The following is a 13,500-nucleotide window of genomic DNA, read 5'->3' on the forward strand; positions in this document are numbered from 1 at the left end:
GGCTAAAAACGATCGCTTTTGATAGCGGCTCGTAACACTCTTTAGAGGAGGAGACGTTATGAGTCTGAAGCATTATTTTGAAAAGGTCTCACCAAAGTTTGAACCGGGAGGCCAATACCACAAGTTCTACCCACTCTTCGAAGCTGTTGAAACCCTTTTTTATACGCCGGGTAAAGTGAACCACGGCGTTACCCATGTTCGAGACAGCATCGATTTGAAGCGCATCATGATTATGGTGTGGTTGGCCGTATTCCCTGCGATGTTTTGGGGTATGTATAACATCGGTCAGCAATCCAGTGATGCTTTGCTGTACGGCCTTGAGCAAGCTGCCGCACAACAAGCCATTGATGCCTCTTGGGGGCTGAGTTGGGTTTGGGGTTCAGTAGAGGCGGCGAGCCAAGCGAGTTGGGCGAGTAAAATGCTGGTCGGTGCAACCTACTTTTTGCCTGTCTACGCGACTGTGTTTGTAGTTGGCGGCTTTTGGGAAGTGCTGTTTGCTATCGTCCGCAAGCATGAGGTGAATGAAGGTTTCTTTGTTAGCTCCATTCTGTTTGCGTTAATTCTCCCGCCCACCATTCCGTTGTGGCAAGCCGCGTTAGGTATTACTTTCGGTATCGTGGTAGCGAAAGAGATCTTCGGTGGTACGGGGCGTAACTTCTTAAACCCCGCATTGGCTGGTCGCGCGTTCTTGTACTTTGCTTATCCCGCAAACATGTCTGGCGGCGCTGTTTGGGTTGCGGCAGATGGTTACTCTGGCGCTACACCGCTGAGCCAATGGTACGAAGGGGGTCAGAGCGCTTTGACCAACAACATGACAGGCCAGCCTATCTCTTGGATGGACGCTTTCGTCGGTAATTTGCCGGGTTCAATGGGAGAAGTCTCGACCCTGCTGATCGCGCTTACAGGCCTAGTGCTGATCTTTATGAAGATCGCGTCGTGGCGGATTGTTGCGGGTGTCTTTGTTGGCTTAGCCGTGACGTCGTTATTGCTTAATGCTATCGGTTCGAATACGAATCCTATGTTCTCTATGCCTTTCTATTGGCACTTTGTGATTGGTGGTGTCGCGTTTGGTACTTTCTTTATGGCGACAGACCCCGTATCGGCTGCCTTCACCAATGGTGGCAAGTGGGCTTACGGGATTTTAATTGGTGTGATGACGATATTTATCCGAGTGCTCAACCCTGCTTACCCTGAGGGCATTATGCTTGCCATTTTGTTCGCTAACTTGTTTGCGCCGTTGTTTGATTACATGGTGAAAGAGCAGAATATCAAACGTAGAGTCAAGCGCCGTGCCGCAGGGTGATTTGCAATAAGTAGCCCTAATTATATTGAGGTTTCTACCTGCAACGGGTTGCTAATAAGTCCTTAAAAACTTGGAATTTTATAGTTTATTGGTATGAAAAGTGAGGGCGGGTTCACTGAAAATTGTTTAAATCTTGCTCTATAGTGAAAAGGTCAGCGGCGCAGTGTCACTGACCTTTACTTTATTTAGATCAGGAGGACGAGAATGACGAGAATTAAGGATATTCTTGATAGCCGTTTAGTGCTGTCGTTCTGGTATAACCTCGATTACGGTTTGTCCCTTCTCAGTAAAATCTCTCTTCGTTAATTTCCTCAATGCGCCCGCATTGAACCTTTCTATTTTTCTAATAAAAATCAAGAAATTGAAGCAGATTGCGCTTATTCGCGCAAAGCAATGCGTATAAGGAAATTAATAATGAAACGTATCCCAGAACCGTTCCGCATTAAAATGGTTGAGCCAATCAAAATGACAACATTGGCTGACAGAGAGATTGCCCTTAAACAAGCAGGTTTTAACCCATTTCTTCTTCGCAGTGATGATGTTTACATCGACTTGCTGACCGACTCTGGCACTGGTGCTATGAGTGACAATCAGTGGGCAGGCATCATGATGGGTGATGAGTCCTACGCGGGGAGTCGCAACTACTACAACTTGTGTGATGCAGTAGAGCATTTCTTTGGCTACAAGCTTACTGTGCCAGCGCACCAAGGCCGTGGTGCCGAGCAAATCTTGTTCCCAGCCTTGATTGAGCGTATGCGTCAGGTTCGTGGAGGTGAGACTCCAGTGTTCATCTCTAACTACCATTTCGATACTACAGCGGGCCACATTGAACTCAATGGCGGTAAAGCGATAAACGTAGTGACGGAAGAAGCGTTTGACACCACCACGCCATACGACTGGAAGGGGAACTTTGACCTCAATAAGCTGGTGGCAACGATTGAAGAACATGGTTCTCATAACATCTGTGCGATCATCACCACGGTCACGTGTAACAGTTCTGGTGGTCAGCCTGTGTCGATGGAAAACATGCGCAGCGTGTACGAAATCGCAACCAAGTACGACATCCCTGTGGTGATCGATTCAGCTCGCTACTGCGAAAACGCTTACTTTATCAAGCAGCGTGAAGCGGGTTACGAGAACAAGTCGATTCTGGAAATCATCCGTGAGATGTACCAGTACGGCGATATGCTCACCATGTCTGCAAAGAAAGACCCAATGGTGAACATTGGTGGTATGTGCTGTATTCGCGATCACCAAGAGTTGTTCCAAGCGGTACAAACACGATGCGTTCCGATGGAAGGTTTTGTCACTTACGGTGGTATGGCTGGCCGTGATATGGAAGCTTTGGCTCGTGGTCTGTATGAAGGCGCTGATGAAGATTACCTTCACTACCGCATTAGCCAAGTTCAGTACTTGGGTGAGCGTCTGCGCGAAGGAGGCATTCCAATCCAATACCCAACGGGTGGTCATGCCGTCTTTGTTGATGCGGCTAAGATTTTGCCTCATATCCCACCAGAGCAATTCCCTGCACAAGTGTTGTGTAATGCTTTGTACTTAGAGGCGGGAATTCGAGCGGTAGAGATTGGTTCGCTGTTACTTGGTCGAGATCCGGAAACAGGTGAACAGAAAGCTTCTGAGCTAGAGTTGATGCGTTTGACCATTCCGCGTCGTGTGTACACCAACGACCATATGGACTACATCGCCGATGCAATCATTGAGTTGAAGGACCGAGCGCATGAGTTGAAGGGGTTAACCTTTGATTACGAGCCGCCAGTGCTTCGTCACTTCACTGCACGTTTTCATAATATTGAATAAGATGGGTTTCTAGAAAAGCAAAAGGCTGCGGTGTTCGCAGCCTTTTTCATCTTTGCCGTTTGCGATTACGCTAGCTCTAGCGTGATTCGCACAAATTGCTCGTCTTGATACAACACTTCGTAATTGAAGGTGTTATTCGCATAAATACTACCTAGGAACAACGAACGTTGGCTCATTGGCCCGCGGAAAAGCATCGAAATTGGTGCGATTAAGGCGTTATTGTCGTCGAAGTGTTGGTTTAAGTTCTCTGACAACACACACAACAAGCAACCATGTTGGTCGTGGGAAAGATCCACATCTTCCGGACGAGAAAGTAGTACAGTCGTACCCAGTTTTTTCTCAACTTCATTGATCAACAGTAGGTAACTGTCGAGGTGAGGCTGTGGGTTTCCTGGTTTATCGGCACCTACACAACGTTCGAGTAAGGCTTCTAAATTGCCATTTTCCCCTTTTGCCTGTTGAGTCAGAGACTTTAATGGCTTTTTAATCAGTTTGTAGCGATTGCTTTTTAGTTTCGGTTTTAACCACTTCTGGAGCAAGTCGTTACGTTCTTTTAAGGGGATAATTCGCGATGACGCATGGATTTTGAAGTGCAGGTGTAATAAAGCGTGCACCGCAAGTTCGCTAAGTAATTGATTAGCGTCCGCGGATTGTTTTGCCTGCTTAGAACTTTGCATTACACTCTAAATTTCTTTGTAAAGAAAGGAATGGTGCCGAGAGAGGGACTCGAACCCTCACACCAAAGGCACTAGCACCTCATGCTAGCGTGTCTACCAATTTCACCATCTCGGCATCATGATGCTCTGAATACACAGAGGCTTCGGAATGAAGCGTTCCAAATTGTATATCCAAAATCCATAGATTGGCGAGAGCAAAATTGCTCATTTTTGGTCTTTGGTGTTCAACTGAACATTTATTGTTCATTTTTAGCCATTTCATCCTATCTTTCCCTCCTAATACCCCTATTTTCCCTACAAGTATGACCATAAAAAGGCATCTTTGCTCAAATTATGAACGCTTGAACGTTTGCGTAAATAAATGTGATGAAACTCTCGTTTTGATGGCTATACTTGCGACCCGTTTAAGCGGGAATTAGGGTTCGTTGTTCAGGACCCTTACCCATACAAGCCGTCACATGGAGCGAGATGAGTTACGAACTCTCTAGCAGTGAATGACCCCACGGACCGGACCAGCTACGTTCAATTGCTTGTATAAGGTAAAAATAAGATGTCGAACTATCCGTTCTTCCTCCAATCTGGATCTGCGAGTGCATGGTCACTCGATACGTTGTCTCTTTCTTCTGCCAATGCTTTTGGCGCTCCTTTCTTTTTCAACGTTCAGTAGGTCCGATTCATGAGTGTTCTATTTAGTCTATTTGGTATTGTTGCACTACTAGGTTGTGCGTTCCTGCTGTCAGAGAGCCGTTCTTCAATCAATTGGAAAACCGTGTCTCGAGCATTGTTGCTTCAAATGGGTTTTGCAGCTTTAGTGCTTTATTTCCCTTGGGGGCAAGCGGCACTGGCGAGTTTGAGTAGTGGTGTTGCAGGGTTATTAAGTTTTGCCGATGAAGGCATCAAATTCCTCTTTGGTGACCTTGCTTCTACTGGCTTCATCTTCGCGGTTCGCGTTCTTCCTATCATTATCTTCTTCAGCGCTCTTATCTCTGCCCTTTACTACTTGGGCATCATGCAAAAAGTGATTCAATTTATCGGTGGTGCAATCCAAAAATTCTTGGGTACCAGCAAAGCAGAATCTCTTGTTGCAACAGGTAACATCTTCCTATCTCAAGGCGAATCGCCACTTCTTATCCGTCCTTTCTTGCAAAACATGACTCGTTCAGAACTGTTCGCGGTAATGGCGGGTGGTATGGCATCAGTAGCGGGTAGTGTTCTAGGCGGTTACGCAGGTCTAGGTGTAGAGCTGAAATACCTAATCGCAGCAAGCTTCATGGCAGCACCAGGTAGCTTGCTGATGGCAAAAATCATTGTGCCAGAGCGTCAAACACCAAGCGATTACAACAACATCGAGCTAGACAAATCAGAAGAAAGCAACGTGATCGACGCGCTAGCAAGCGGTGCGATGGGCGGTATGAAAGTCGCGGTTGCGGTAGGTACAATGCTGATCGCGTTTGTGAGTGTGATTGCGATGGTGAACACGGGTCTGGAAAACCTAGGCGAAATGTTCGGCTTTGCGGGTATCACGCTACAGGCAATCTTTGGCTACCTATTTGCTCCTCTTGCTTGGTTGATTGGTGTGCCTAGTCACGAAGTTCTAGCGGCTGGTTCTTACATCGGTCAGAAAATCGTAATGAACGAATTCGTGGCATTCATCGACTTCGTACAACATAAAGCAACGCTGACTGAACACACACAAGTGATCATCACGTTTGCGCTGTGTGGTTTCGCAAACATCGGTTCTATTGCCATTCAACTTGGTTCTATCGGTGTGATGGCTCCAGAGCGTCGTAAAGACGTAGCGAACATGGGTCTGAAAGCGGTAGCAGCAGGCACGCTAGCTAACCTAATGAGTGCATGTTTGGCGGGTATCTTTATCTCGCTATAAAGGAATGCCAGCACATAAAATACTTTAATGAAACCCGCCAATTTGGTGGGTTTTATTTTATTAGGCTACCGAATGAGAGGTTGGTTAAATATTTAAGAGTACATCGCTCTGTATTATTCATTTCTGAGTCATTTGCTCCTTATATCGAATAGTATTGCCGTACGGTTTGGGCTTACTTTCTAATTTGTTAATATGACAAGGAGGAAGAGCGTGACGTCAAAAGTCGTATCGGTGGTGCTTGCCGATAGAGAGCGGACAGGGCTAGGGCCTCTCACAGAAACATGTTGTAAATCGGTCACGCAGTTTGCGGGATCTCATCGTTTGATTGATTTTGCTTTAAGTAATCTGATTCAGGCAGGCGTTAAACGAAATCTGGTTTTGACCCGCTTTCATTGTGCTGCGTTGAACACTCACATCGAGCAGGCGTGGCAAAACTATCAAGCACGCATCGAAGTGCTTGAGCCGACTTATCCTCAAACTACTTATCCTCAAACAAGGCTCTTGCCTGCATTGGAACAAAATTGGACCGATGTACTGTTGCAGAATCTTGATTCGATCAATCATCCGACCGATGAGCATGTATTGTTGGTTGGTGGTGAGCAAATTCATCGCAACTACATTGCCTCGTTACTTCAATACCACCAAATCCAAAAAGCAGAACTGACTTTGGTTGTCGTACAGGTGCCAATCGAGCAAGCCTCGAAATATCATGTCGTAGAACTGGATGCTCAACGTCAAGTTGTGAGTATTCAACATCAACCAGAACATCCTGCAGAAATACCAAACAAGCCGGGCTTTGCCATGGTGCTGACAGAGAACTATCTCTTCCAACGTCCAGTGTTAGTAAAGGGATTGTTTACCAACGCGAAAAAGCTCGATGGTCAGCATGATCTGACTAAGGATATTGTTGGTCTAATGGCTCGTCGTGTGAAGGTTGAGTTGTTTGATCTCGGAGTTCTTTATTCAGAGCAAACGCCTATGTACTGGCATGGACTGAATAACGTTGACGACTATTGGCGTGCACAAATGATGTTGTTGACGGAAAACCACCGTTTGAAAAAATCTCAATCAGAGCTGCTATTAAGTGAAAAAGCGCAGTCAGATAGACCTTGTCAACGCAATGAAATTGATGGCATTAAAGTGCGCATTAAAGACAGTTACATCGCGTCAGGATGTAACATTGAAGGGGCTTGTTCTATCCGCTCAGTGATTGGTGTTGACTGTGACTTGGGCAGAAACAGTATCCTGCATGAAGCGGTGCTCATGGGGCGCTGCCAAGTTGGGGCGAATAGCCGAATTACCCGTGCAATCATCGAAGAAGATGTTCATATTGCTCCGGGCACGGTGATTGGTGAAAAACCGGAAAAAGACAGTGAGCAATTCTTTATTACCGAAGGTGGACTTGTGGTGATCCCAAGGGGCAGTCGTGTCGGGTTTGAAAGTGAACTTGCGCCTCTGCACGAGAATTACCCCGAAGGCGTTACAGCCAACACTTTCTAATAAAGGTATGGTGGTTTCTAAAGAAGGTTCTACCAAAAGACAATTTGTTGTCTATTCTAATTTATAAAGATAAATAAAATTCTAAATTACAATAAGTTGGCTAGGAGAGAGCATGCAGTTTGAACGCGCTCATTTTGCAGATGCACTAAAACATTTCAGGAAAAAATCTAAATATTCGCAAGATGCCTTGGCCGAGTTACTTTCTTCCGCTCATCGTGTGTTTTCAAGTTTGAATCAAGCCACACTCAGTCAGTGGGAAAGGGGGCGAATAGAACCGACATTGTTACGCCGCCTAGGTATCGCTCACTTCTTTCAGCAGCCTTATCATTACGATGAGCAAGAGCTAAAAAGCGTCAAGAAGGCATTGCAACACCCGGTTAACTTTCAGAACTTAAGCACTGTGTACGATTATGAGATTACTCATCGTAGCCATGTCGCTTTTGAAAAGCTGGACGAAGATGACAAACAGTTGATTTGTGAGTCACATCATCGACAAAACGGCAGTGCGGTGACGGATACATTAGACGCTCTGCACCTCACGCAACCAAAGGTATTTTGTTTCTACTACAAAAAGATGCTGGTGGGGCACATTCTTTATGAACAAAAGCAGAACGCGATTTATCTGGTGAGTGTGGTGTTCCTCACTAAAGCCATCCGAACGGCATTGCTTTCCCATATTGCTGAAATCAGTAAAGGTTTGACGGTTTACTTTCCGATCCGAGACCACAGTTTGAATCAGTTTATGGAAGACTGCTTTTTAGAGAAGTGTTGTTATAGCCACAGCGTCACGTTTTATGCAGGGACTAGTGAGCAGTTTTTTGAGAATCCGATGATCTTAAGCGTCATGCAAGGGTTTCAGGACTTTCGCTTAGTACGCTACGAGCAGGTAACAAAAAAGCAGAGTTAACCACTCTGCTTTTTATTTATTGCTGTTGTTCGTTTATCGCGACTGTTCGGTCTTCTTTGGCATGAGACCATAAGGCAGGGATTCGAAGGCGTAAGGCTGGTTTTTCACGGTTGGTGCTTGATGCACACCTTGCCAATCGAGCAGCATAATCGCTAGTACGTTGCGGTGTTCTCCGTATTTTAGATCGTAATCGCCTTCTACTGAGGGAATCATGCCTTGTTCGGTATTGATTGCGCCTTGAATGGCCTGACGTGTTTTATCAACCACCGGATCGTCATCCAAACCGGCCAACAAGAAAGTAATCCCAACCTCCGCTATCACGTCTTCTTTTGAACGCAGGATGATGGTGTCGATGTTGTCGCGAAAGTAGTCATAAATCCATTGATGATCCGCTTCATTCACCTGCTTTTGGTAGTATTGAGAATCGCCAAAGATGATGTGCGTCATGCCATAAATTTTGTTGCTGTATTGCTGAGGTGACAGCTTCTTGTCTTGGCTATCAGGATACGTGCTACGGAAGGCTTTGGTAAACTGCGCCACCACATCTTGCTCTCCAAGCTGTCGCAACCAATACACCTGATTCGCTAACTGCGCAGCCCATGCTTCAATCATCTCAGGATCAGTGGCGTATCGAGCGAAATCATAGCGGCGTAAGACACTTCTCAAGGTCTTATCTTGCTTGTGTTTTAAGCCATATTCATCTGCTCTCGCCATTGCCCCTAGCAAATCCACGCCTAAATAAAAATATTCTGGTTGGTGCTTGGTCACGGTATAGCGGCGCTGACCTCTCTCATCTTCTTGGTCGTGGTAATTCGCGAGGCGCTCTTCTGAATAGAGGAAGATCTGTTCTTGAGTGGTGACATCGCTGGCAAAATGGTTCAGGCGACTGGCGACCTGTGCCATGTCTGTCCAAACGGCTGGAAGGTATTTGTCATCTAAGGTTTGGCGATACATTCGAAGGCCAAAGTGCCCTTCACGAAACGCAGGCAGTGTGTAGAGCCGCGATTCATAGGTATCTTTAATTAACTGAGCGGATTGTGAATAGGTCAAAACAGGAGACTCTTGCGCGGCTTGCACTTGGAAAGCCAGTGAGCATGAAAGCAACACGGCTAAGCTGAGAGGTTTGATACGCATAAACACATTCCGTTAGAAAGCTAGAATTCAAACCTACCATCAATGCTTATTTGCTATGTAATAACTCAGTCAATAGTTGGTCACGATATGACGGAAAGTCAGATTAATACGTTCGCCTTTTGGTTTGGCTGTTTTTGGCACTGCATGCTTCCAGTGGTGCTGAAGCTCACCCGCCATAATAAGTAATGAACCATGGCTAAGTTCATATTCTATTTGGGTTTTACAATGTAAATTTCGCAGCAAAAATCGACGGGTTTCACCGAGGTTAATCGATGCGATAACAGGATTTCTCCCTAGTTCCGGCTCGTTATCTTGGTGCCATCCCATGGAGTCTTGTCCATTGCGATATAAGTTGGCTAATACTGAGTTGAACTGCACTTCAGCGATGGCTTCACTGCGCGACTTAAGTTCTGTCAGTTCAGGTGTCCAAGGATGTGGTGCCATGGTTAATCCTGAATAGGTGTAATCCACATCGCCATGCCAAGCTTGCAAGCGAGGTTGCAAGACAGAACGACCAAACATCATGATGCTTTCTTGTTGCCAAGGTAAGGTAGAGCGGAGTTGCGAAAAGTAGCGATCGGCGTCTAATTGACTCAGAAAGTTAGGGTCATAGTAGATCTTTCCCTGTGCTACTTCTTGCCAAAATGAGCTTTTAAATAAATCACCTTGTACTTGCATCTCACTTTACCTGTCTCATTTATAAAAAGGTTCGATATTTATTACCTTTCCGATAAGTATTGGTTATTCTTAAATTAAATAAGTATTTTAACAATAAATATTAAGCTTCGTGGCGAATCGCTACGAGCTAGTGGGGAACAAATGCGTTATTCACCCAGAAAACAGTGTTATTTTGCATTGTTCTTCCTCACTTTTTTTGCCTTGTCTGTTGGGGTTATCGAGCTGTTGCACCGAAACCAGCAAAACCTCCATCAAGAGCGAGTTCAAGTTGAGGCCAAAGAACAACTTTCCATTCTCCGTTCCAATTTGGAAGCGGAACTCATGGCTGACATCTACAACGCGAGCACACTTGCTACTCTCATCACTTTGCTACCCAATGAAGAAGAGCGCAAGCTGAATATCGCGGTTAACCGTATCCTGAACAAGAGTAAGCGCATTTCCGTTATTGGCATCGCGGAAAACGACATCGTTCGTTATCTCTTTCCTCTTCAAGGCAATGAGAGCGTTTTAGGGCTTGATTATCGCACCGTTCCTGAACAGTGGGTCCAAGTACAAAAGGCCAAAGACATTGAAGAGATATTCATAGCGGGGCCAGTTAAGCTGGTGCAAGGCGGGTTAGGGTTGATTGTGCGTGTGCCCGTATTTCGAGATCCGCCTTTTAATGATGATTATTGGGGGGTGATCAGCGCTGTTATTGATTTTGACAGCTTGCTCCGAGAAACCGGTGTGGTTGATTTCTCTTACCGCTATCACATGACTATCAGCGGGTACGATAGCGGAGGTGAATTCGGTGATGTGTTTTTCGGCAAGCCAAGCAAAAGCGGGCAAATATACGCAAAAGAGCAGGTTCACTTCCCATACGGAGGATGGAGCCTCGCCGTTTACTCGGATGACCGGTTAGAGCAGCAAGTGCCTTGGTATATTTTACAACTGGCTCGCTTAGTCGGTTATCCCATCGTGTTAGCGATGAGTATTGCGTTGATTGTGATTTACCGCTTATACATCGTCGCCGATAGCCGAGCGTTGCACGATGAGCTAACGCAATTGCCAAACCGACGCTACTTTATGCAGTCATACAAGCAACAGTTCGAAATTGCGAAGCGCTACAAAAAGCGTTACAGCTTCGCTTTGATCAACATCGATCTCGACCATTTCAAACACATTAACGATACCTATGGCCATGATGCGGGCGATAAAGTGCTGGTTGCGTGTGCGGATAGGATCAAAAGCAGTCTACGTCGATCTGACATCGTGGCGCGGATGGGCGGTGATGAGTTCTTGGTGGTTGTACACAATCCAAAGACGGAAGAGAACATTCAAGCCTTGTTGAAGAAACTGAGATTTGCATTGTGCTCAACGCCAGTTATCTATGACGAAGAGCTGATCTATTTACGAACCAGTATGGGCTACGCCATGTTTGATCCAGAAATGACCTCACCGCAGCAAATGATGAAAATCGCAGACGAGCGTATGTATCAACAAAAACACTATGGCGGGTAGCGTTTAAAACGAAGTAGGCTTGCAAAGCAACGTCTATAAGCGAAATGCAACGTTAGAATACAGACAGTTAGAGCCTCGTATACCTACGGGGCTTTTTCATTTTGACAGTCTTTCTTATTTAAACGCTGATTTGCTGATAAAGGGATTAGTAGCAATGTGTGCAGTAGCATATTTTGCATTGATTTGCATTTTGCAACTGCGATTTGCAAAATGTGTGCTCAATAAAGCACCAATATGCATCAAGATCGAAGAAAAAACGGAGTTTTAAAAGTTGGCACGCATCGTGCTTTATACAGAGTGACCCTTATTAAGCCGAGGGTCACCTAGCCAACTGACGTTGTTAGTGAATACACATTGTTCACAGATATATACCGCCAATCACCTTTATTGTGATTGGCGTTTTTTCTTTCTAGAGGTCAAGAATTTGCACCTCATCGCCCGCTTCCCCTGAATCGCCACATTTGTTGTAGCAGCTTGGCTGTCTTGGACACACCGCACCTCTCGAACAAATCAATCGAGCTTGAGTTTGAATCCCACGTTCAATCCAGTTGATGTTGAGTATCTTAGCTATGGTGGTGAGATCTTTCTTAATGTGCTGAGGAATCACAGTACTACCGCCTGACGATACACATAGAGATTTCAACTCTTCTGCAATCGCAATAGCATCGCCACCTTGGGCTGAAATCGCAGGGTTGAGGTCTATACCTGCACACAGAACACGATTGTTACCGGCAGGGTCGAAGACGTTGACCGATTCACAGCAGTAGATGCGTGGCTCATTGCCGACATTAAGAATCGAAATCTGCGCAGAGCTGGTATCCAATGGTTGGGATAAGCGACGGAATACCGCCCAATGCTGACAAGGGTCGTTTACCTTGCGCATGTTACCCCAAGGAAGCGGGATACCATTACCGCGATACACGGCTTTGAGTTTGCCAGGACCATAAGCATCGAAGTAATGCCAGTGTGGGTATGGCGACACCACGGTCATGCGACGCATTGCGACCGAAGGGGAGACGCCGGCTTTTTTATGAACATCGATTTCATAGCCAGAGCGGTCAAGCAACTGACGAAATGGCACTTTTGGGCAAAGCAAGGCGCCAGCAAAGAAGCTCGACTCAAAATCGCGCCATGCTTGCAAAATGTCTTGTGAATTGAGCTCAGAGTTCGAAACCTGGGAACCACTTTGCTCCCAGTTGTTCTGATGCCCAATAGACAGCACGTTACTCATACCGTCACTACTGTGCAGCACCCGATGGCCGATGTACACGGCTAAGTCGTACTTCAAACGTGTTGGGTAATCACGCATGCGTTTGTTGAGGTAAATCGTCCCTGGAGCTTCCATGAACGACGTGATCAACTGCTTGGCACTTACGCCAAGCTCATCAATCACATCTTGCGGTGCTCGGTCTACCCAGCGAATATCTAACCCCATACTTTTTGCAATGTCGATCAGATCTTCCACTGACAGATTAAGTCGCTTTAAGCCCACTTCTTCCGCTGCCCGTTCTAGATCTGGGAAGTGGTTTTGGTGGTTCTCTTGGTGTGCTCGAATCAAGAGATGGGCAAACTGACGCCCTGTGATACCAGTCTGGGAGAGCATTTCTGGTATCGCAATTTGCAGGATATCGTTAGAGAACAGGAAGCTAGGTTCGAGCGCCATCCCGTTAATGCCACCACGGTTACCTTTATTGGGCGTGATGGCTTCTAGCTCTGGCTCGTCGTCCAAAAACCAAGCGGGTTCTTTTTGGAAAACTTCGGCGATCACTTCCAACATATCGATGCTCGGTACGCGTTTTCCACGTTCGATCATCGACAGATAAGAAACCGACGGCGCGTATTCAGGATTGATCCTAACGCAACGCGCAGACAAATCTTCCATCGTTAAATGGTTATTCTTCCTTAGGTTACGAATTTTCGTCCCTAAGAAATGTGATTGGCGGATAAGACTTTTTGACACAGACATTTTGTAAAATTCACATTGTAAAATTTTTGTTGTGAAATTGTAGTCAAAATTTCGCTAGTCTACATAATGAGCAGGCAAGGAAATTAACCATCCACTTCACAGATTTGCCTGAAACTTAAACGGAAGTTTTAAGTT

Annotated in this window: 10 protein-coding genes and 1 tRNA gene; 6 read left to right on the forward strand and 5 right to left on the reverse strand. The window is 45.8% G+C overall.

Annotation, left to right across the window (positions count from 1 at the left end; translation table 11 throughout):
• Nucleotides 1–58: 58 nt before the first annotated feature.
• Both KIT90_RS02500 and KIT90_RS02505 read left to right on the forward strand, forming a co-directional pair.
• Nucleotides 59–1,303, forward strand: coding sequence for an NADH:ubiquinone reductase (Na(+)-transporting) subunit B (locus tag KIT90_RS02500; protein ID WP_285375011.1), 1,245 nt, complete (start codon nucleotides 59–61; stop codon nucleotides 1,301–1,303).
• A gap of 414 nt (nucleotides 1,304–1,717) precedes the next feature.
• On the forward strand, nucleotides 1,718–3,118 hold the full coding sequence (locus tag KIT90_RS02505; RefSeq protein WP_009705100.1) for a tryptophanase: 1,401 nt from the start codon (nucleotides 1,718–1,720) through the stop codon (nucleotides 3,116–3,118).
• 65 nt (nucleotides 3,119–3,183) lie between these two features.
• Here KIT90_RS02505 and KIT90_RS02510 read toward each other — a convergent pair whose 3' ends face one another.
• Both KIT90_RS02510 and KIT90_RS02515 read right to left on the reverse strand, forming a co-directional pair.
• A complete protein-coding gene (locus tag KIT90_RS02510) occupies nucleotides 3,184–3,795 on the reverse strand; it encodes a DUF2913 family protein (protein ID WP_005438213.1) in 612 nt (203 codons plus the stop codon).
• A gap of 31 nt (nucleotides 3,796–3,826) precedes the next feature.
• Nucleotides 3,827–3,910: transfer RNA gene (locus KIT90_RS02515), tRNA-Leu, on the reverse strand.
• Between the two features lie 561 nt (nucleotides 3,911–4,471).
• Here KIT90_RS02515 and KIT90_RS02520 point away from each other — a divergent pair.
• The 3 genes from KIT90_RS02520 (at nucleotide 4,472) to KIT90_RS02530 (ending at nucleotide 8,087) form a co-directional block, all read left to right on the forward strand.
• Nucleotides 4,472–5,680 carry a NupC/NupG family nucleoside CNT transporter gene (locus KIT90_RS02520; protein ID WP_005438212.1) on the forward strand — a complete coding sequence of 403 codons (1,209 nt, stop codon included), beginning with the start codon at nucleotides 4,472–4,474 and terminating at the stop codon, nucleotides 5,678–5,680.
• A 210-nt stretch (nucleotides 5,681–5,890) separates the two neighbouring features.
• The gene (locus KIT90_RS02525) at nucleotides 5,891–7,180 is read left to right on the forward strand and encodes a sugar phosphate nucleotidyltransferase (RefSeq protein WP_285375019.1); all 1,290 of its coding nucleotides are present in this window, start codon (nucleotides 5,891–5,893) and stop codon (nucleotides 7,178–7,180) included.
• A 112-nt stretch (nucleotides 7,181–7,292) separates the two neighbouring features.
• Entirely contained in the window at nucleotides 7,293–8,087 is a 795-nt protein-coding gene (locus KIT90_RS02530; protein ID WP_038895827.1) for a helix-turn-helix domain-containing protein, read from the forward strand.
• Between the two features lie 33 nt (nucleotides 8,088–8,120).
• Here KIT90_RS02530 and KIT90_RS02535 read toward each other — a convergent pair whose 3' ends face one another.
• Both KIT90_RS02535 and KIT90_RS02540 read right to left on the reverse strand, forming a co-directional pair.
• Nucleotides 8,121–9,221, reverse strand: a complete 1,101-nt coding sequence (locus KIT90_RS02535) for a DUF3541 domain-containing protein (RefSeq protein WP_045413462.1) — start codon at nucleotides 9,219–9,221, stop codon at nucleotides 8,121–8,123.
• Nucleotides 9,222–9,290: 69 nt separating this feature from the next.
• Nucleotides 9,291–9,899, reverse strand: a complete 609-nt coding sequence (locus KIT90_RS02540; protein WP_199437181.1) for an alpha-ketoglutarate-dependent dioxygenase AlkB — start codon at nucleotides 9,897–9,899, stop codon at nucleotides 9,291–9,293.
• Between the two features lie 141 nt (nucleotides 9,900–10,040).
• Between KIT90_RS02540 and KIT90_RS02545 the strand changes: the two genes are divergently transcribed.
• Nucleotides 10,041–11,399 carry a diguanylate cyclase gene (locus tag KIT90_RS02545; protein ID WP_285375027.1) on the forward strand — a complete coding sequence of 453 codons (1,359 nt, stop codon included), beginning with the start codon at nucleotides 10,041–10,043 and terminating at the stop codon, nucleotides 11,397–11,399.
• Between the two features lie 409 nt (nucleotides 11,400–11,808).
• On the opposite strand, the gene KIT90_RS02550 is transcribed toward KIT90_RS02545, so the two are convergent.
• Nucleotides 11,809–13,365 carry a DUF3612 domain-containing protein gene (locus tag KIT90_RS02550; protein ID WP_005438205.1) on the reverse strand — a complete coding sequence of 519 codons (1,557 nt, stop codon included), beginning with the start codon at nucleotides 13,363–13,365 and terminating at the stop codon, nucleotides 11,809–11,811.
• Nucleotides 13,366–13,500: the final 135 nt, after the last annotated feature.

This window comes from Vibrio sp. B172a (assembly GCF_030248355.1).
In the GTDB taxonomy this organism is placed as follows: Bacteria; Pseudomonadota; Gammaproteobacteria; order Enterobacterales; family Vibrionaceae; genus Vibrio; species Vibrio owensii.

Coding starts and splice junctions, on each gene's coding strand:
- KIT90_RS02535 (WP_045413462.1), bottom strand. CDS start 9,221: ATGCGTATCAAACCTCTCAGCTTAGCCGTGTTGCTTTCATGCTCACTG.
- KIT90_RS02500 (WP_285375011.1), top strand. CDS start 59: ATGAGTCTGAAGCATTATTTTGAAAAGGTCTCACCAAAGTTTGAACCG.
- KIT90_RS02540 (WP_199437181.1), bottom strand. CDS start 9,899: ATGCAAGTACAAGGTGATTTATTTAAAAGCTCATTTTGGCAAGAAGTA.
- KIT90_RS02545 (WP_285375027.1), top strand. CDS start 10,041: ATGCGTTATTCACCCAGAAAACAGTGTTATTTTGCATTGTTCTTCCTC.
- KIT90_RS02530 (WP_038895827.1), top strand. CDS start 7,293: ATGCAGTTTGAACGCGCTCATTTTGCAGATGCACTAAAACATTTCAGG.
- KIT90_RS02510 (WP_005438213.1), bottom strand. CDS start 3,795: ATGCAAAGTTCTAAGCAGGCAAAACAATCCGCGGACGCTAATCAATTA.
- KIT90_RS02505 (WP_009705100.1), top strand. CDS start 1,718: ATGAAACGTATCCCAGAACCGTTCCGCATTAAAATGGTTGAGCCAATC.
- KIT90_RS02520 (WP_005438212.1), top strand. CDS start 4,472: ATGAGTGTTCTATTTAGTCTATTTGGTATTGTTGCACTACTAGGTTGT.
- KIT90_RS02550 (WP_005438205.1), bottom strand. CDS start 13,365: ATGTCTGTGTCAAAAAGTCTTATCCGCCAATCACATTTCTTAGGGACG.